The organism is Roseburia hominis A2-183 (assembly GCF_000225345.1).
GTDB lineage: Bacteria > Bacillota > Clostridia > Lachnospirales > Lachnospiraceae > Roseburia > Roseburia hominis.
Genome location: NC_015977.1, coordinates 855,349 through 873,882, shown reverse-complemented (window position 1 = coordinate 873,882; position 18,534 = coordinate 855,349). Strand labels below are relative to the sequence as shown.

Genomic DNA, 18,534 nt, shown 5'->3' with positions numbered 1-18,534 from the left:
ACTCTGATATTTTCGGTGTCCGACGGATCCTACCGGTCATGGACGGCTCCGATCAGTTCCCGGATATCCTCCACCTGATAGCGCTCCATGTAGGCGCGGATTCCGTCAACGATCTCCTCCGTCGCATGCGGATGATAGAAGTTCGCCGTACCGACCGAGACTGCGGTCGCACCGGCAAGAATCATCTCGATGGCATCCTCCGCCGTCTGGATTCCGCCCATTCCGATAATCGGAATCTTTACCGCCTGCGCACTCTGGTAGACCATGCGCACCGCGACCGGATGCACTGCCGGACCAGACATACCACCCGTGCGGTTTGCCAGCGCAAAGCATCTTCTGTGAATATCAATCTTCATTCCTGTGATCGTATTGATCATGGAGAGTGCATCCGCACCGCCCGCTTCCGCTGCACGCGCCATCTCCGTGATGTCGGTGACATTCGGGGAAAGCTTCATGATGACCGGCTGCTTTGCATGGCGTTTCATCTCTTTTGTGACTTCTTCGACCATCTTCGGATTCTGTCCGAACGCAATACCGCCCTCCTTTACATTCGGGCAGGAAATATTGATCTCGAGCAGATCTACCGGCTGGTCGGAGAGGCGTTCCACCACATCAATGTATTCCTCCGTCGTATGTCCGCAGACATTGACGATGATCTTCGTGTCATATTTTTTGAGGAACGGAATGTCTCTGTCAACGAACAGATCAATGCCCGGATTCTGTAAACCGATCGCATTGAGCATGCCGCCGTAGACCTCCGCCACACGCGGCGTCGGATTTCCTTCCCACGGCACATTCGCAACGCCCTTGGTCACAACTGCTCCCAGCTTATTCAAATCGACAAACTCCGAATACTCCTCCCCGGAACCGAACGTGCCGGATGCCGTCATAACCGGATTTTTCAGTGCGACACCGCACAGATCAATGCCAAGATTCATCAGAAATCCACCTCCTCTGCCCGAAATACCGGTCCTTCCTTACAGACTCTCTTGTTCTTCACATTGGAATGCGCATCCTTCTCTGTGGACTTGCAGACGCAGGCAAGGCAGGCGCCGATGCCGCACGCCATGCGCTCCTCCATGGAGATCCAACATTCGATGCCTTCCTTTGCGGCATACTCCTTTAAGGCGCGGAGCATCGGAAGCGGTCCGCAGGCGTAGATCACATCCGCGGTCAGCCCGTTCTCGCGGATGGCGTCGAGCACATTGCCCTCCGTTCCCACACTGCCGTCCTCCGTTGCGATATAGACCTCTCCCTGTTTGCGGAACTCATCCAGCAGAAACAGCTCATCCCGGTATCCAAGCACAATCTGTTTCTCGCAGTTTAACTCTTTTGCGAGCTCTAACATCGGCGGAATCCCAATGCCGCCGCCGATTAAAAACGCCTTTTTCTCCTGCTTCGGGAAGCCGTTGCCGAGTGGTCCTATCACCTTAAGCTGCATACCGGTGTGCATGGAAGAAAACTCTTCGGTTCCCTTTCCCGCCACGCGGTATACCAGACGGAGCGCGCCGTCCTTTCTGTCGATCTCACAGATACTGATCGGTCTCGGGAGCAGCCTGCTGCCTTCCTTACAGTAGACCGATACAAACTGCCCTGCCTTTGCATGCGCCGCGATCTGCTCGGTGTGCAGCCACATGCTGTAAATATCGTCCGCAATCTCTTCCTGTTTGATTATGATTGCCGTCTCTTCAAATTTCTGTTGTGTTGTATGCATGATCTTTTATTTTTCCTTATCTTCATATACCACTTGTCCGTTCACAAGTGTCATTCGCACTTTACCGGTGACTTTTCTGCCGTCAAACGGGGTATTCCTGCCCTTGCTGAAAAACGTGTTCTTGTCAATCACGTACGTCTCGTCCGGGTCAAAAATAACGATGTCTGCGACCTTTCCAGGCTCAATATCTCCCTTGTCGATTCCGATAATCTTCGCCGGATTGTAACTCATCTTCTCCGCCATCTGCATCGGCGTCAGATACCCGCCGAGTACAAGCTCCGTGTACGTTAAGCATGCGGCGGTCTCAAGACCCACAATACCGAACGGTGCGGATTTCATGGAGGTATTCTTGTCCTCAAACGTGTGCGGCGCATGGTCGGTTGCGATCACATCCATCACGTCATCCCGCAGTCCCTCTTTTAACGCCTGTACATCCTCCTTCGTGCGCAGCGGCGGATTCATCTTGTAATTCGTGTCCGCATCCGCCTCGATCGCCACTTTTTTCTCCGTATCCACGGTCGGCTCGATCTTCCTGATGTCATCGGAAGTCAGTGTAAAATGATGCGGGCACACCTCTGCCGTCACATGGATTCCCTCCATCTTAGCATGCTTGACCATGCTGACAGAATCCTTCGTGGAGCAGTGGCACAAGTGCAGTCTCGCCCCGGTATCCCGGCTTAACATGATGTCCCTGGCAATGATGATGTCCTCCACGGAATTCGTGATGCCGCCAAGTCCAAGTTCTCTGGCATTGACATCCGCATTCATGACACCGCCGTTGACAAGATTGATGTCCTCGCAGTGAGCGAGCACCGCAATGTTGTACTTCGCAGCAAGTTCCATCGCCTCTCTGTAAAGCTGTGCATTCATGACGGATTTGCCGTCCTCACTGATGGCAGGAATTCCGGCTTTCACCATGCCCTCGATGTCGGAAAGCTCCTTTCCCTGCTGTCCCTTCGTCACCGCACCGACCTGCAGCACGTTGGCAGCGCCGACGGTCTTTGCTTTGTTGTGCACATAGTTCACAACATCCGGATTATCCACGACCGGCTTGGTGTTCGGCATGGCAAGAATCGTCGTAAATCCGCCGTGCACTGCTGCCCTTGCGCCTGTCTCGATCGTCTCCTTCTGTTCAAATCCCGGATCTCTTAAATGCACATGCATGTCGATAAACCCCGGCATGACAAAGCAGCCCTTCGCATCGATCACGCGGTCGCATTTTTCCTTGATACTCTTCTCGGTTCTGGCCACAACCCCGTTCTCCACCAGCACATCCAGTGTCTCATCCGTTCCGGTGGCAGGATTGATTACGCGTCCATTTTTGATCAATATGGTCATCTTTTTTTCCTCCATTGTATGAGTTCATCTTATCATATCCGCCTACAGTTTTCCATACAATTCCAGCGGCACATACGCCTTCACATAGATCCCCTCCGGGCGGTAATCCTCCTCTAAAAGCTCTCCCTGCTTTCTGATCTGCTGCAGGATTCCGGCATCCGCATAGGCGATGGTTCGCTCAATCAGAACTTTGTTCTCGCGCAGAAGTTCCGCAAGCAGTTCTTTTAACTCGTCGAGCCCCGTTCCCTCTCTTGCCGAGACTGCCAGGGTATGATCTGCCCTCAGATCATGCAGCGGCTCCCGCTCCGTCACCGCGTCCTGCTTGTTAAAAAGCGTGATGACCATCTTTTCCCGGATATCCAGCTGATAGAGCGTGTCATAGACAATGTGCATCTGCTTCTCGTGCTGCGGGTTGGAAGCATCCACCACATGCAGAATGTAGTCCGCATATTTTGCCTCCTCGAGCGTACTCTTAAACGCCTCGATCAGATGGTGCGGCAGCTTCCTTATAAAACCGACCGTATCGGTCAGAAGAATCTCCTGTCTGCCCGGAAGTTCTAAGACGCGCGTTGTCGGGTCAAGTGTGGCAAACAGCTTGTCCTCCTCTAACACCCCGGCGTCGGTAAGCCGGTTCAACAGTGTGGACTTTCCGGCATTCGTGTAGCCGACGATCGCCGCCACAGGCATCCCGTTTCTCGTGCGCTTCGCGCGTGTGATCTCGCGGTGCTGGCGCACCTCCTTTAATTCCCGGTTCAGCTGTGCGATGCGGTCTTTGATGAGACGTCTGTCCATCTCCAGCTTTTTCTCACCCGGCCCTCTCGTTCCGATTCCGCCGCCGAGTCTGGACATGGAACGCCCGAGGCCGGTCAGACGGCTGAGGCGGTATTTTAACTGCGCCAGTTCCACCTGTATTTTTCCCTCGCTCGTCGTGGCGCGTGCCGCAAAGATATCCAGGATAATCAGCGTGCGGTCCATCACCTTGGTGTCTAACATCTGCTCTAAGTTCTTAAGCTGTGCCGGTGAAAGTTCATCGTCACAGACGATGCCGGTCGCGCCCCGCTCTGCGATCATCGCCGCGATCTCCGCCACTTTTCCGGTGCCCACATAGGTGCCCGGGTGCATCAGTTCCCTCTTCTGGATCAGTGTGCCGACCACGACAGCTCCCGCTGTCCTGACAAGCTCCGCCAGCTCTGCCACAGAGTCCTCGGCATCATCCCCATCCTGCTCGCTCACGCCGACCAGAATCACCTTTTCGATCTGATCTTCCAATTCAATAATTTCTGCCATGCTGCTCCTTTTCTACTGTCCGCTGTCTCCGCTTCCGTCTGTTCCGGCATCGGCTCCGCTGTCGGTTCCATCTGCACCGTCTGTTCCGTCCGTTCCGCTGTCTGCTTCTGCTGTTCCGATATCCTCCGTCACGACTACCTCGCCCTGCACTTCTGTGCCCGCCGGCGTATCCACCCGGCTTTTTAAGAATGTGTATTCGCGCAGTGCCTCCGCATCATCAGGGTACGCGGCTGTATAAGCGGTCATCACCTCATAAGCTCCCGCAAAATCTCCGGTATACTCCATGCAGATAATCTGATTCTGCAGCAGCGCGCGCCTGTTCGGAACACTCTCCATCGAAAGCCCCTGCTCGATGTAGGAAAGCGCACCGCTATAATTCAGCTTGCCCATCTCAATCTGTGCCAATGCATTCATCGCTTCCGAATCCGCGACACCCGCATCCACATAAGCCTGATAATACGTCTGCGCGTTCGCCGTGTCCTGCTGTGCCTCATATACCTGCGCAAGCGTCAGGTTCGCCGCTGCACTGCCTGCATCGATCGCGGACGTCAATTCTTTGATTGCGTTGTCATACTGCCCCAGCAGGTAGTAAATCTCCCCTCTGTATGCAAGACTTTCCGCATCATTTCCCTTGATGGAAAACGCGTCGTTTAAGTACGCCGTGCCGTCCTCCGCCAGATCATAGGCGGCAAGATTCTTGTAAATATTGATATAAAGTTCATAATCCGAATGGTTATACTTGACCGCGTCCGCAAAATCCTGCTTCGCCCCGTCCGTATCCCCGGTGCCAAGCTTTAAACATCCGCGCAGATAGTAAGCATTGGCGTTCTTCCCGTCATAATCAATCATGGCGTTGTACGTCTCAAGTGCTCCCTCAGTGTCCTGTGCGGCATACTGGGCTGCCGCCTTGTAATAGCAGATGTCGATCTCCAGATCGGTAATTTTTCCGGTGCAGCACGCAAGCGCTCCGTCAAATGCCGCCAGTGCCCCCTCATAATCCCCGCTCTGCATGCTCTCTATGCCAATCTTGCGGTAGGAAAGCTCATCCTCCGTGCGCTCATTCGCACATCCGGCAAGAAGCGCGGCTGTCACAAGCAAAAACACCGCCGCTTTTCCCCTGTATGTTCTATGGTGATTGATTTCCATTCGTCTTCTCATCTTAATTCCTCTTTTTACTATAATGAAGCCACCAAAAAGTATAAACGATATTTTCCTTCCCCGCAAGGTGATTTCCCGCTGCAACAGGCGATATCTTCCATGTACATGACTTTTCTATCTCATGCCGTCCCGAATCACGCGCGCCGTGTTCTGATAGGCAATCTGCTCCACGGCGTCTTCGGAGAGTCCTCTCTTTCGCAGCGCATCGAAAAGCAGCGGCAGCTTCGTGCAGTCACTGATCTCAAATTCGCCTGAGATTCCGTCAAAGTCCGTGCCGAGTCCCACACATTCGATACCGCCCCTGTCAATCAGATGCATTGCGTGGTCGCAGATGCGCTCGATACGGCTGACCTTATCCGTCTCGTCCTCATTCAGAAAGGTCGGTTCCAGATTCAGTCCCGCCACTCCGCCACACTCTGCCAGTTCGCGGATCATTGCGTCAGTAAGATTGCGCGTTGCCGGCGCCAGTGCCCGGCAGTTGGAATGTGATGCCACGAATGGCACGCCGCTTCGCCGGGACGCTTCTGCGACATCCCGGAAACCTCCGTCGGATAAATGGGAGACGTCGACTAAGATTCCCAGTTCCTGCATATAGCGCACTGCCTCTTTTCCAAATCCGGTCAGCCCACGGCTCATCTCCTCCGGCTTTTGGGAATGGCAGTGTCCCAGACAGTTGTCGTCATTCCAGGTCAGTGTCACAAGTCTTACGCCGAGATCGTAAATTTCCCGGATTTTGTCCATTTTCCCATCAATCAGAGAACCGTTCTCAATCGTGAGAAACGCCGATATTTTCCCTTCATTCTGATTCTGCTTTAATTCCTCTGCATTGTGCGCTGCAGCAAAGCGGTCACCGTACTGCTCCATGGTATGGCAGAAAATGTCATACATTTTCCTCATGAGTACTTCCGCCGACGGCATCTCTTCTAAGCCGAACCAGTCCGGATCATTTCTCTGCGGCAGAAACATCGCAAAAAACTGCGCTCCTGCCTCTGCCTGCTGCAGGCGCAGTCCATCCACCATCGTGCGGTCAAGTTCCAGAAACGTCTCTGTTTTCTGCGCTAACGCGCTTCCCAATGTATCACAATGCATGTCAATATAACGCATCATTTTCTCCATTTCCGGGCAGAGTTCCTTCTTATTTTCCGGACTGCTGCCCTGTCTTTTTCTTATTATAAAGAACCCGCGGACTTTATACAATATGCCGGCCGCCGGATTTTGTACAGCATTTTCTCTGTTTCCACTGTTTTCATACAAAAAGGAGCGCCTTGCGGCACTCCTCTCTGTGAAAGAAATATATAAATTTTGAAGCAAGCTTTTTCTTCCGGGCGGTTTTCCCCGGTTTTACAGATGCCAGATGTCCTCATTGTACTGTGCGATCGTACGGTCAGAGGAGAAGAAGCCGGCTTTGCTGATGTTGATGAGCATTTTCTTCGCCCATGCCATGCGGTCTTCATAATCCGCATAGATGCGCTCCTTTGTTGCCACATAATCCTCGAAATCCGGAAGCGTCATGAACCAGTCTTTGTTCAGAAGTTCGTTGTAAAGACGCTCTAAATTCTCTCTGCATCCGACTGCCATCATCTCGTCGCTCACGATAAAGTCTACCGCGCGCTTGATGTTCGCATCATTCTCATAGTAGCTTCTGGACACATAATCTGCCTTCTCGTAGTGCTTGATGACTTCCTCGGAGGACTCACCGAAGATGTAAATGTTGTCGTCGCCGACAAACTGATGCATCTCCACGTTTGCACCGTCCATGGTTCCGATTGCCACTGCACCGTTTAACATGAACTTCATGTTGGATGTTCCGGACGCCTCCTTGGAAGCAAGGGAAATCTGCTCGTGGATATCTGCCGCCGGGATCAGCTTTTCAGCCAGCGTGACATTGTAGTTTTCCACCATCACAACCTTTAAGTACGGAGATACCTCCGGATCATTTGCAATCAACTCGGACAGGCAGAGGATCAGGTGAATGATATCTTTTGCAATCACGTAAGCCGGGGCTGCCTTGGCACCGAAAATCACGGTGATCGGACGGGTCGGCTTCTTGCCTGCCTTGATCTCGAAATATTTGTGGATGACGTACAGCGCATTCATCTGCTGTCTCTTGTACTCGTGCAGACGCTTGATCTGGATATCGTAAATGGAATTGTCATCCAGCACGATTCCCTGTGTTTTTGCAAGATAATCTTTCAGCTCGGTCTTTCTGCTGTTCTTGACATCAAGCAGGCGCTGCAGAACGGAAGCGTCATCGACAAGCGCGCCGAGCTTCTCCAGCTCCATCGCATCCTTCTTAAAGCCCGGTCCGATCAGGGATTCAATCAGATCTGCCAGCTCGTGGTTGCAGTGCAGCAGCCAGCGGCGGAAGGTAATGCCGTTTGTCTTATTGTTGAACTTCTCCGGATAGATCTTGTAGAAGTTGTTGAGCTCCGTATTTTTCAAAATTTCCGTGTGCAGGTAGGCAACGCCGTTGACACTGTAGCCATAATGAATATCCATATGTGCCATATGCACGCGTTTCTCGTCATCAATGATCGCAACCGACTTGTCATCGTATTTGCGTACCACGCGGCTGTTCAGTTCGTAGATAATCGGAAGAAGCTGCGGAACTGCCTTTTCTAAAAAATGAATCGGCCATTTTTCCAGTGCCTCCGCAAGAATCGTGTGGTTGGTGTATGCGCAGGTCTTCGATACGATCTCAATCGCCTCATCCATCAGAATTCCACGCTGCATCAGAAGACGGATCAGCTCCGGAATCACCATGCTCGGGTGTGTATCGTTGATCTGGATTGCCGCGTACTCATTCAACTTGTGCAGATCACCGCCTCTTGCCAGCGTCTCATCGATGATGAGCTGTGCCGCATTGCTGACCATAAAATACTGCTGGTATACACGCAGGATGCGTCCCTTGTCATCCGAATCGTCCGGGTATAAGAACAGCGTCAGGTTCTTTGCAATATCCTCTTTGTCAAAATTGATGCCGTCCCCTACAAGGCTCTCGTCCACGGTCTCCACATCAAACAGATGAAGCTTTGTGGTGCGGTTCTCGTAACCAATCACATCGATATCATACAGTCTGGACTGTAAGGTAAAACCGCCGAACTGTACCGGGTAGGTCACGTTCGTTTTTGTCAGCCAGCTCTCCTTCTCGATCCACGGGTTCGGCTCCTCGTGCTGTAAATTGTGCTCAAATACCTGTTTGAACAGACCGTAGTGATAATTGAGACCCACGCCGTCGCCGTTTAATCCGAGCGTTGCAATGGAATCCAGGAAGCATGCTGCCAGACGACCCAGACCGCCGTTTCCGAGAGACGGCTCCGGCTCAACCTCCTCGATCTCTGCCAGGTTCTTGCCGTTCTCCGCCAGAACCTGCTTTACTTCCTCATAAATACCGAGGTTGATCAGGTTGTTGGATAACAGCTTACCAATCAAAAACTCGGCGGAGATATAATAAAGCTTGCGCTTTCCCTCGTTGCTCTCCTTTTCCTTCGCCATGCTCTTTGTCATCTCAAGCAGCGCGTAATAAATCTCTTCGTTGGAGCACTGTGCAATGCCCTTACCGTATCTGTTGTTTACGATTTCCTGTACGTTCATGATATCCTCCTTGTTTTGCGAAGCAAAATGCGACTGCTCTTGCAGGAGCAGAGGATTTTACTCCTTGTTTTGCATCCCCAATTACTTTTTGTATTTCCCTGCTGTATGAGAACATTATATGCAGAAGTCCACTTTTTTTCTTGTCATATTATCCCCAAAAGTGGTACAATCCTATCATGAACATTTTAGAGTATGAAAACTATCAGGAAAAAATTCCACATGGTAACCCGCTGTTTCCTTATATCACCTACCCTTGCTCGATTCCGCTTGACTTTTCACGCGTGCCTCTGCACTGGCACGATGAGATGGAAATCATCTATATCAAAAAAGGAACCGGAGCAATCACGGTCGATTTCAAATCCTACGTGGTAACCGGGGGAACCATCGCGCTGATTCTGCCGGGCAGGCTACACAGCATTGAACAGTACATGCAGGAAAGCATGGAATACGAAAATATCATTTTCCATCCGGGCATCCTCATTTCCAAAAAAACGGACACCAGCAATACCGAATTTCTTGCGCCGCTGTTGTCGGGCGTCCTGTCCGTTCCGCTCTTATATCAGCCGGGATCTCCCTGCTATGCGGAGATTGCCGCCTGCATTGACGCCAACGATGAAATCAGCCGGACGAACCCGCCCGGCTATCAGTTCTTTATCAAGAGTCAGCTCTTTATGCTTTTTTACATTTTATTCAGCAAATGCCTCTTAAAAGAGCCGGCGAAACGCGATCACAAGTCGCTGGAGAAGATGAAGCTGATCTTAAAGTATCTGGAGAACCATTATATGGAGCGCATTACGATTGCAGATGTCTCGGCGGAGGTCGGGCTGAGCCAGTCGCATTTCATGAAGTATTTCAAGAATACGATGGGCACTTCCTTCATCGAATATCTCAATGAATACCGCCTGACCATGGCTTCCCGCCTGTTGATCTCCTCCGAATCCTCGATTCTTGCCATCGCAGAGGAAGTCGGCTACGAGAATCTGTCGTACTTTAACCGCACTTTCAAAAAAAGATTCGGCATGACGCCCCGGGATTACCGAAAACAATCCACGAAGCAGTTGTAAAACGGGTCCCACAGAGGATTTTCCTTGTTTTAGACCCGTTTTTCTTCATTTTTCCAGTCAAAATGGTGCTTTTTCTATGTAAAACGGGTCCAGAGCAGATTTTTTCCTCTGCCAGACCCGTTTTTTGCAAAAATCCGGGTCCCACAGTCATTTTTTTCTCCTGTGGACCCGGATACCTCTTTTTCACACGTCTGAACATACCATCTGGACAGTTTTTCTTTTTCTCGTGCTTTCTCTTTCTTTTTTCTTACGATTCTATATCAAAGTCAATGCTTCCCATACCGCAGTCCAGATCAATCGTTCCCACAGCCCCGGCATTCGTGACTTTGTAGCTTCCGCTGAGATCGGAATAGCTTTCTCCGTTTACCGTGAGATCCCCCATGCCGCAGGACATCTTATAATTATAGTCCTCTTCCCTGCCGCGCAGGGTGATGCTGCCATCCCCCATGCCGCAATGCGCTTTCACATTCTCTGCCACAATGCCGTCCAGCGCAAATGATCCCATACCGCAATCCAGCTTAATATCTTTATAGGTGCCTCCTTCCAGATCAATATCACCGGCTCCAAGCTTGATGTCCAGGGTTCCTGTCACAGCAAAATCTGCTCCCGTCAGTTCCCCTGCTCCCACATTCAGCTCCATCGTTCTGCAGTTCACACTGCCCGATGCAAAATCTGCATCTGCCGCCCCGATGTCAAAGTCCATGGTATCAAAGGTCATTTTCTCCGGAATCTCAATCACAATCTGCGCATCATAATTGTCCGGAAACTGCTTATGAATCTCATACTGAATCTGAAGCGTATCTTTATTCATATCCCCTTTATAATATTTTTCTTTGCAGCCGTAGGTTCTCACCACAAGGTTTTTATCATCCGTCCCCTGCTTGACATAGATTTCCGCAGCATCAATATCAATATCCAGATTTTTTATGCCGGCTGCCTCATAGGTATAAACTTTTGCATCGTCGTCTGCTCCCCAGTCATCCTCTGTGTCTTCTTCATCCGAAGAATAGTAAAGTTCATATGGCCGGATATGCCAGTTGCCCGCATCCAGTTCTCCTCTTTCCGCCATGCGTCTGATTGCCCCAAAGCCTCCGCCAAGCAGAGCGGAGATGCCGCCGAGCAATAATCCCATTCCCCCGAGAACTGCCACAATGATCAGGCAGATTTTTGAAAATTTTTTCATGCTGCCGCACGCTCCTTTCTCTTATTAAATGGCTTTTTGCAAAGCTTCCAGATTCCTTTCAATGCCCAGGGAAGAAATCCTCCGAAAATCCAGACCACAAGAACCACCGCAAGGACACCGAACGCAAGGACGATGAGACCTCCTCCCATAAGCCCGATTCCGATTGCAGGATTTCCTGCAAATGCGGTTCCGATTCCTGCACCAAAGAGCACCACACCGCAGATTAACAGTGCGCCCATGACTGCCACAACCGCTATTGCAATTCCAAACAGCGCCGCCACAATGCCGAGCAATGCTGACAGTATGACCAGAATCATCACCAGCCATACCGGCGAAGTGATGACCAGAAGAACGATCGCCCATCCCGGCATTCCATCCTTCTCCTGCGTAGAATACGCTGCATTCTGCGCTGCTCCCTGTGGTACTCCCTTCGATGCGTTCTGCGCTGCTCCCTGCACTGCCGGATTCCACTCTGCTCCTGTTGCTGCTCCCTCCAGTGCGCTCTGCACTGCCGGATTCCACTCTGCTCCTGCCGCTGCTCCCTGCGCGCCGGAAGAACACGCTTCCCCGGGCTGCACACCCAGATCTTTGATAATGCTGTCCGCCACTTTCTGCGGCGATTCCAGTTCTTCTAATATCTTTGCCTCATTTGCCTCTCCGGCGTCCTCGAAATAACTGCGGTAAAATGCAAGTGCCTCCGTTCTTTCCTCCTGTGAAATCCCGGACAGCAGCGCTTCCAGCTGCCTTAAAAATTCATCTTTGTTCATCTTCAAACTCCCTCCTCGGAAAATAACTCTGATATTTTCGAAGAATAGTCATCCCATTCTCTGCGATAATCGTCCAGCTTCTTTCTTCCCTCATCCGTAATCCTGTAGTAGCGCCTGTTGCGGCCTCCACATTCTCTGTCATACACCATAAGGCATCCATCTTTCTGAAGTCTACGCAATACCGGATAAAGTGTGGATTCCGAAACCTCAATCGCCACTCTCACATCCTGCGTGATCTTATATCCATATGTGCCTTCCTCCTCCTTGGAGACGACCGCCAGAACAATCGCATCCAGCAGGGCTGCACCTGTATTGAACACCATATTACCGGCTCCTTTCCTGTTCTGTCTGATATTACTTATATGTTTATAATATTATTTTGTTATTAATACTGTATATCATATAATATAGTATTGTCAATATTATTATTCAAAAAATGATACATTCATTTTCTAAAAGAGAAAAAAAGAATCCCGCAAACAGGATTCTCCTATAAATCAAAAAATCGTACATGCATGTGTAACGCTTACACAACATGTACGATTTATATTTTCCATTCGCTTTATCTTTTTCTCCGGCTTCTGTCCACCCTACGCTTCCCAGTCCGCGCGTTTGATAATCCCCACGCCGATCGGATACGGTCCGGTGTGAACGCCAATCGTTGCGCCGATCTGGTAAATCTCAATCTCATCGATCCCCATGCGCTCCCTCACGAGATCTTTTAACATCTCACGAAAATGGCAGGCCTCCTCATAATCATAGCCATAACCGATGGCAAAACTGTATTCGCCCGGCTTTGCGGCGCGTTCGTCCAGATAAGCTTTGAGCATCTCGATTACTTTCTGCATGGATTTTTCCCGGCTTCGCGCAATGCCGGAGGCAAAAATCTCGCCCTCCTTCAGAGTAATAAGCGGCTTGATTTTTAATGCACTTCCCGCAATCCCCATCACTTTTCCGATTCTTCCGCCATGCTTTAAGTAATCAATGTTGCCGATCGTAAAGAAGATTCTTCCGCTCTCCCGGATGGTAAGAAGCCGCTCCACCATGCGGTCATACTCCCAGCCGAGGTCACGCAGCCGGCATGCCTCAAGCACATACAAGCCCTGCAGCACCGTGTTGATCTCCGCGTCGATGACTGTGATGCGCGCCTTGGGATATTCCTCTAAAATCATATCTCTGGCGGTCGTCGCCGACTGCATGGAGCCGCTGAACTTCGTCGTGATACAGATACAGATCATCGGGACATCCTGCTTTGCAAGCGGGAGAAACACCTGATAATAATCATCCACCGACGGCATCGACGTCTTCGGAAATACATCCGGGTGATCCACCATTCTCTGATAGAACTCGCGGATATCCAGTTCCACCCCTTCTTTCAGATAAGTCTCTCCATCAAAAGATACATAGAAAGGCACCACCAGAATATCGCGCTCTTTTGTGAGCTCTCTTGAAAGGTCTAACGACCCGTCGCTGATAATTTGAATCTTTTCCTGCATAAATCTCCTTCACATCTGTTCTGTCAGAATAAATAAACACCGCGCTCCGTGACACGGATCTCCGGAATTACCGTAAGCGCCATAAAAGAAAGGGTAACAAACGGATCTACATTCTCTGAGATACCAAGTTCTCTCGTCTCCTTCTGCATGGCAGAGAGCTTTTCCGTGACTTCCTCATACCGTCTGTCGCTCATAAGACCCGCGATCGGCAGCGGCAGTACATCGATTACCTTTCCGCCGGACACGATCGCATAGCCGCCCTGCTGCTCCTCCACAGTCCGGATGGCAAGCAGAATGTCATCGTCATTGTCTCCCGCCACAATCATATTGTGGGAATCGTGCGCAACGGACGTCGCTACGGCACCGCCTTTTACGCCAAAGCCCTTGAGCGGTGCCACACCGATCTCTCCGGTCTTGCCGTGGCGTTCCACCACACAGATCTTATTGTATACTTCATTCGGGACAAAATATCCGTTTTCTGTCGGCACTTCTTCCACCAGATGCGTCGTCACGATCTGATGCGCATTCATCTGTATCACATCGGTCTTTCCGTTGCATGCAAGCTGAATCCGCTCTCTGGAAAGCTCCCCGACATGAACCGTGTGAAGCAGTTCCTCCGGCACTGGAACCCAATAATCTTTCTTATAGTCTTCCTCTCCCAGGATCCTGCCGTCCTTCATCACATCGGTCGGACGCACCTCCTCCAGATTATCGAGGAACACAATGTCGGCGTGATATCCGGCTCCGATGGCACCGTATCCCTTAAGCCCGTAAAACATTGCCGGCTGGTAGCTTCCCATCTTGTATGCCTTTGCCACCGGAACCCCAAGTGCAATCGCCTTGCGGATACAGGTGCTGATATGCCCTTCCTTGCGGATCTCCTCGATATGCTTATCGTCGGTGCAGAATGCGCACTGGTCGAGCGCCACATTGGCGTCTAAAAGCGTGCGGATTAACGTGTCAAGATTCTTAGCGCCGCTTCCCTCACGGATATAGATGTGAAAACCGGCGCGCAGCTTGTCGAGCACTTCCTCAGGGCTCGCACACTCATGATCGTTCTCCACGCCGGCCAGACGGTACGCCTGTACCGCCTTTCCTGTAATGCCCGGCGCATGTCCGTCGATGTGCTTCTTTGCAAAAAGTTCCAGCTTATCCGACATCCGGCGCTCGCCCTTGTAGCACTCCACAAAACGCATGGTCTCCCCGAGTCCCAGTACTCTTGCATCATCCACATACTTCATCATATCGGACGCCAGAAACTCCCCGCATCCGTTTGTCTCCACATCGGTTGCCGGAACAGAGGACGGAATCATGAAGAAAATATGTACCAGCGCCTTGCCCGCACATTTCAGAAAATAATCCATTCCCTTCACGCCGCACACATTGACAATCTCATGCGGATCCGCAACAATGGTCGTCGTTCCCGCCTGCACCAGCACCTTGGACAATTCGCCCGGGGATACCATACTGGATTCGATATGCATATGGGCATCCAAAAATCCCGGCACCAGATATTTTCCGGTACAGTCGATCTCCTGCTCCCCCTCGTAGGAACCGACTCCCACGATCGTGTCGCCGCAGATTGCAACATCCGCTTCCAGGATCTCCTCCGTGAATACGTTCAACACTTTGCCGTGCTTTAATACAATGTCTGCTTTCCGGATTCCGTTCGCGCAATCCAGCCGTCTCTTTCTGTCTACCATAGATTCCTTCCTCTCCTCCGTTTACGAAAACAATCCCTTAAAGAAGTCCGCGATCGAGCTGAATACATTTGAGAAAAATGTGCCTACACTCGAGAGCACGCTGCTGTCTCCTCCGCCGTCCTTAAAGGAATGGTACAGTGACTCCGCATAATCCACAAGGCTGTCAAGATTGATCCCCAGAGATGTAATCTTTAAGAGCAGATCCACGATCTGCTGGCGCTCGGAATCTGACAGTGTCACATTATATTTGCTGCAGGCATCATCAATCGCCTGGTTGATGCTCGCCTCATCTTTCAGATCATTCTGTGCAATGACCGACTTGATGTAAGCGATAAACTCTTCCACTTCCTCATCGGAAAGTCCGGCAATCGACTGTTCTAACTGCCCGGTAACCACGAGCTCATTTAAGGATGCGTCGATGATATCCGCATTGATCGTCTCACCTGTCATCTCCTGGTATGCCTTGAATACGCCGACAAGCGCCGCCGTGCCGGAGATCTCCTGCGGTCCTGCAACGATGATATCCGCATCGGTAATACCCGCCGTTGTCAACGCATTTTTGTACATGCCGACTGTACAGTAATTGATATTCCTGGTTGAAATATTTAATCCGTTTCCCTTATCGCGTTTTACGATCACAACGGAAGACCATGACTTGCTTCCGATCTGTGAGGAACTGATATAGGAATCCAGATACTGATGCTCCTCTGCATTCGTTGTATAGACCACATCATAATTGCCAAGGTTCGCCGGATCAATCCCCATCAGGGAAAGCACCGTATTCTTCTGGGCATCCGTCAGATCCGCTCCCAGCGCAAGATATGGCTTATCATCCGCCTGGATTGTCACGTTATCACTGTTTGCTCCCGTGGCAGCGTTCTCCGCTGCCGAAGCCTTTGACTGATCCTGCGCCTCTGCCGAAGTCTGATCCTGCCCTGCCTGATTCTGCGACTCTGCTGAAGTCTGATCCTGACTTGTCTGGTCTACGACAACCTCTCCCTCTACATTCGCTGATGTATCCGCCGCGGATGCCGTCACAGGCGCCGATGCAAGCATCACCGCAGCCAGAAATAAACTGGTAACTCTCATTCCATTCTTTTTCATGTGAAATCCTCCTTCCAAAACAAGTCTCTATTTTACTACGAACTTTCCATAAAAACAACCGACGTTTTCCCTCCAGCCGATTTATTTATATAAATTTAAGAAACCTGTCCGGCAAGATTACAGTTCCACATGCACGTTCAGCCACGATACAATATCCGCCATAACCTGATCGCGGTCTGTCTCGTTTAAAATCTCATGACGGTCATTCTCGTACAGGCGGTAGGTAATATCCGAAAGCCCCGCATCTTTGTACATACCGTACACCTTCTTAACGCCCTCGCCCAGATCTCCGACCGGATCGTCCGCACCGGATACAAAAAACAGCGGCAGATTTTTCGGGACCTTTTTTATATTCTCCATCTGATCGTCAAACAATACCGCCTCCATCAGACCCTTGTAACCATTTACGGTAAACAGGAATGTACAGCGCGGATCAGCATAGTATGCCTTGACATTCTCCACGTTCTTGGAAAGCCAGCTGTTGGCATAATCCTTTCCATATAAATCGTAGCGCTTGTACGGCTTGCTGTAGGAAAGGCTCTGCATCAGGCGGCTTCTGTAATGCCATCCACGGAATAGTGCGATCGTACGGCATAAAAACAGTCCAAACTTCATCGTGCTATCCGGCATTGCCCCGGTTCCCATGATGACGGCGCCAGCCACTCCCTCCGGGTGAATACACAGGTATTTGCGCAGCATGTAAGATCCCATGCTGTGTCCCATCATAAAATACGGCACGCCGGGGTTCTCTGTCTGGATCGTCGTGCGCAGCGTGTGCATATCCTCGACGAGCGTGTCACTCGGATCCGGCTCTGCAAAATATCCCAATTCCTCCTCGGATGCAACCGACGCACCATGTCCCAGATGATCATGTCCGACCACAAGGACCCCCTGGTCATTTAAAAATTCCGCGAACGGCTTATAGCGTTCAATATACTCCACCATGCCGTGCGTGATCTGCAAGACCGCCCGGTACTCTCCGCTCTCCGGCATCCACTTTACCGCATGAATCTTCGTCTTTCCGTCCTTTGATAAAAAACTGAACTGTTTTTCTTTTGTCATAGCATTGTTCCCTCACTTTTTATTATTTATACTCTCTGATTCCTACTCTCTGCTCTGTATCCTTTGCAGCAAAACCGGCATCATCCGGCTTCCCCTGCCGACTGCAGGATGCTCTTGCAGACATTCTCCAGTTCATCCGCGCTGCTCTTCTGCTCTGCCAGTTCCTCCTGCATGCCGGATACATATTTCAGGAATGCCTCCCTGGCGCGCACATTTTCGTCCGCCGACTGCTGCAGCACATCTGCTCTCGCGACCGCCGTATCCTGGATCAGCCCCCTCAGCCCAATCTGTCCGGTCTCATAAGCCGCCATATTCTGCGCACAGTCGCGGTAAAGCTTTCCCATGGAAATATTATTCTCCTTGAGCAGCTCGTTTAAGTGGTGTACCTGCTCCTCCAGAGACGCGATCCGTTCTTCCGCCTCCCCAAGCTGGTCTTTTAACGCCAGCGCCTCCTGCTCATAATCGTCCGCATATGCACGCACCTGCTCTGCCGCCGTCACAAACCGGGTTCCGCTCTCCCCCATTCTTCCTGCTTCGATCGCAGAATTGAGCGCCAGCACCCCCATCGTTTTCGACAGTTCCTCCATGCGCTCTGCCCTCTCACCAAGTGCCTGGCGCATCTCGCGAAGCGCCTGCGGAGCCTCCGAGATATGCTTCATCGGCGTCGTAAAGTGCTTGTTGTTCTCCACGATCTCGACGACCTTTTCATTCTGCCCCTTCACCTGCTCCATAAAAACGCTGTGGTTGGCGTCGAACGTCGCGATTCCGTTATTCATTGTGATCAACGTATTGTGAAGTTCTCCCGCCGCCTGCGCGCCGTTCTCCGACAACTCCCCGTTCTGCTGCATCTGCTGTTCGATCTCTTCGATCTCTTTTTCCATCTGTGCACGCGAGGCTGTCATGCGTGCAAACTGTTCCTCCGCGGTATCCTTCTGTCCTGCGATCTTATGGAGCAGCTCCCTCTCGCGCTTCTCCGTCTCCCTTAATGCCGCAAGTTCCTCTTCTAATAAAGCCTTTTCTCTCTTTCCACTAAACATAGCTACTCCTTCTGTCCACCCGCCACG

At 51.1% G+C, this 18,534-nt stretch carries 16 protein-coding genes; 1 reads left to right on the top strand and 15 read right to left on the bottom strand.

From position 1 onward, the window contains the following. Positions 1-29: 29 nt before the first annotated feature. The 7 genes from RHOM_RS03955 to RHOM_RS03925 form a co-directional block, all read right to left on the bottom strand. Positions 30-938 carry a dihydroorotate dehydrogenase gene (locus RHOM_RS03955; protein ID WP_014078973.1) on the bottom strand — a complete coding sequence of 303 codons (909 nt, stop codon included), beginning with the start codon at positions 936-938 and terminating at the stop codon, positions 30-32. Further along, positions 938-1,714: a dihydroorotate dehydrogenase electron transfer subunit gene (locus RHOM_RS03950; RefSeq protein WP_014078972.1), complete on the bottom strand. Its 777-nt coding sequence runs from the start codon at positions 1,712-1,714 to the stop codon at positions 938-940. Before RHOM_RS03950 ends, RHOM_RS03955 begins: the two co-directional genes overlap by 1 nt. 6 nt (positions 1,715-1,720) lie before the next feature. Beyond that, positions 1,721-3,052, bottom strand: coding sequence for a dihydroorotase (locus RHOM_RS03945; protein WP_044024831.1), 1,332 nt, complete (start codon positions 3,050-3,052; stop codon positions 1,721-1,723). Positions 3,053-3,094: 42 nt separating this feature from the next. After that, the gene (gene hflX / locus RHOM_RS03940; protein ID WP_014078970.1) at positions 3,095-4,339 is read right to left on the bottom strand and encodes a GTPase HflX; all 1,245 of its coding nucleotides are present in this window, start codon (positions 4,337-4,339) and stop codon (positions 3,095-3,097) included. A 12-nt stretch (positions 4,340-4,351) separates the two neighbouring features. Continuing rightward, positions 4,352-5,497 carry a tetratricopeptide repeat protein gene (locus tag RHOM_RS03935; protein ID WP_143761668.1) on the bottom strand — a complete coding sequence of 382 codons (1,146 nt, stop codon included), beginning with the start codon at positions 5,495-5,497 and terminating at the stop codon, positions 4,352-4,354. Between the two features lie 114 nt (positions 5,498-5,611). Then, complete coding sequence (locus tag RHOM_RS03930; RefSeq protein ID WP_242823160.1) at positions 5,612-6,613, bottom strand: dipeptidase; 1,002 nt, start codon at positions 6,611-6,613, stop codon at positions 5,612-5,614. Between the two features lie 225 nt (positions 6,614-6,838). Beyond that, positions 6,839-9,091 (bottom strand): glycogen/starch/alpha-glucan phosphorylase, encoded by a 2,253-nt coding sequence (locus RHOM_RS03925; RefSeq protein WP_014078966.1) that lies wholly within the window; start codon positions 9,089-9,091, stop codon positions 6,839-6,841. 176 nt (positions 9,092-9,267) lie between these two features. Here RHOM_RS03925 and RHOM_RS03920 point away from each other — a divergent pair, with 176 nt between their 5' ends. Next, positions 9,268-10,155 carry an AraC family transcriptional regulator gene (locus RHOM_RS03920; RefSeq protein ID WP_014078965.1) on the top strand — a complete coding sequence of 296 codons (888 nt, stop codon included), beginning with the start codon at positions 9,268-9,270 and terminating at the stop codon, positions 10,153-10,155. A gap of 247 nt (positions 10,156-10,402) precedes the next feature. On the opposite strand, the gene RHOM_RS03915 is transcribed toward RHOM_RS03920, so the two are convergent. The 8 genes from RHOM_RS03915 to RHOM_RS03880 all read right to left on the bottom strand — a co-directional run bounded on the left by RHOM_RS03915 (position 10,403) and on the right by RHOM_RS03880 (position 18,507). Next, positions 10,403-11,338, bottom strand: a complete 936-nt coding sequence (locus RHOM_RS03915) for a DUF4097 family beta strand repeat-containing protein (protein ID WP_014078964.1) — start codon at positions 11,336-11,338, stop codon at positions 10,403-10,405. After that, a complete protein-coding gene (locus RHOM_RS03910; protein ID WP_014078963.1) occupies positions 11,335-12,105 on the bottom strand; it encodes a DUF1700 domain-containing protein in 771 nt (256 codons plus the stop codon). Before RHOM_RS03910 ends, RHOM_RS03915 begins: the two co-directional genes overlap by 4 nt. Before the next feature lie 2 nt (positions 12,106-12,107). Beyond that, on the bottom strand, positions 12,108-12,428 hold the full coding sequence (locus RHOM_RS03905; protein ID WP_014078962.1) for a PadR family transcriptional regulator: 321 nt from the start codon (positions 12,426-12,428) through the stop codon (positions 12,108-12,110). 267 nt (positions 12,429-12,695) lie between these two features. After that, positions 12,696-13,601, bottom strand: coding sequence for a DegV family protein (locus RHOM_RS03900; protein ID WP_014078961.1), 906 nt, complete (start codon positions 13,599-13,601; stop codon positions 12,696-12,698). A gap of 23 nt (positions 13,602-13,624) precedes the next feature. Further along, entirely contained in the window at positions 13,625-15,304 is a 1,680-nt protein-coding gene (gene ade, locus RHOM_RS03895) for an adenine deaminase (RefSeq protein ID WP_014078960.1), read from the bottom strand. A gap of 21 nt (positions 15,305-15,325) precedes the next feature. Beyond that, positions 15,326-16,408, bottom strand: a complete 1,083-nt coding sequence (locus RHOM_RS03890; RefSeq protein ID WP_014078959.1) for a DUF1002 domain-containing protein — start codon at positions 16,406-16,408, stop codon at positions 15,326-15,328. A gap of 117 nt (positions 16,409-16,525) precedes the next feature. After that, a complete protein-coding gene (locus RHOM_RS03885; protein ID WP_014078958.1) occupies positions 16,526-17,470 on the bottom strand; it encodes an alpha/beta fold hydrolase in 945 nt (314 codons plus the stop codon). 80 nt (positions 17,471-17,550) lie between these two features. Then, entirely contained in the window at positions 17,551-18,507 is a 957-nt protein-coding gene (locus tag RHOM_RS03880; RefSeq protein WP_014078957.1) for a hypothetical protein, read from the bottom strand. Positions 18,508-18,534: the final 27 nt, after the last annotated feature.

Coding starts and splice junctions, on each gene's coding strand:
- RHOM_RS03955 (WP_014078973.1), bottom strand. CDS start 938: ATGAATCTTGGCATTGATCTGTGCGGTGTCGCACTGAAAAATCCGGTT.
- RHOM_RS03950 (WP_014078972.1), bottom strand. CDS start 1,714: ATGCATACAACACAACAGAAATTTGAAGAGACGGCAATCATAATCAAA.
- RHOM_RS03945 (WP_044024831.1), bottom strand. CDS start 3,052: ATGACCATATTGATCAAAAATGGACGCGTAATCAATCCTGCCACCGGA.
- hflX (WP_014078970.1), bottom strand. CDS start 4,339: ATGGCAGAAATTATTGAATTGGAAGATCAGATCGAAAAGGTGATTCTG.
- RHOM_RS03935 (WP_143761668.1), bottom strand. CDS start 5,497: ATGAGAAGACGAATGGAAATCAATCACCATAGAACATACAGGGGAAAA.
- RHOM_RS03930 (WP_242823160.1), bottom strand. CDS start 6,613: ATGGAGAAAATGATGCGTTATATTGACATGCATTGTGATACATTGGGA.
- RHOM_RS03925 (WP_014078966.1), bottom strand. CDS start 9,091: ATGAACGTACAGGAAATCGTAAACAACAGATACGGTAAGGGCATTGCA.
- RHOM_RS03920 (WP_014078965.1), top strand. CDS start 9,268: ATGAACATTTTAGAGTATGAAAACTATCAGGAAAAAATTCCACATGGT.
- RHOM_RS03915 (WP_014078964.1), bottom strand. CDS start 11,338: ATGAAAAAATTTTCAAAAATCTGCCTGATCATTGTGGCAGTTCTCGGG.
- RHOM_RS03910 (WP_014078963.1), bottom strand. CDS start 12,105: ATGAACAAAGATGAATTTTTAAGGCAGCTGGAAGCGCTGCTGTCCGGG.
- RHOM_RS03905 (WP_014078962.1), bottom strand. CDS start 12,428: ATGGTGTTCAATACAGGTGCAGCCCTGCTGGATGCGATTGTTCTGGCG.
- RHOM_RS03900 (WP_014078961.1), bottom strand. CDS start 13,601: ATGCAGGAAAAGATTCAAATTATCAGCGACGGGTCGTTAGACCTTTCA.
- ade (WP_014078960.1), bottom strand. CDS start 15,304: ATGGTAGACAGAAAGAGACGGCTGGATTGCGCGAACGGAATCCGGAAA.
- RHOM_RS03890 (WP_014078959.1), bottom strand. CDS start 16,408: ATGAAAAAGAATGGAATGAGAGTTACCAGTTTATTTCTGGCTGCGGTG.
- RHOM_RS03885 (WP_014078958.1), bottom strand. CDS start 17,470: ATGACAAAAGAAAAACAGTTCAGTTTTTTATCAAAGGACGGAAAGACG.
- RHOM_RS03880 (WP_014078957.1), bottom strand. CDS start 18,507: ATGTTTAGTGGAAAGAGAGAAAAGGCTTTATTAGAAGAGGAACTTGCG.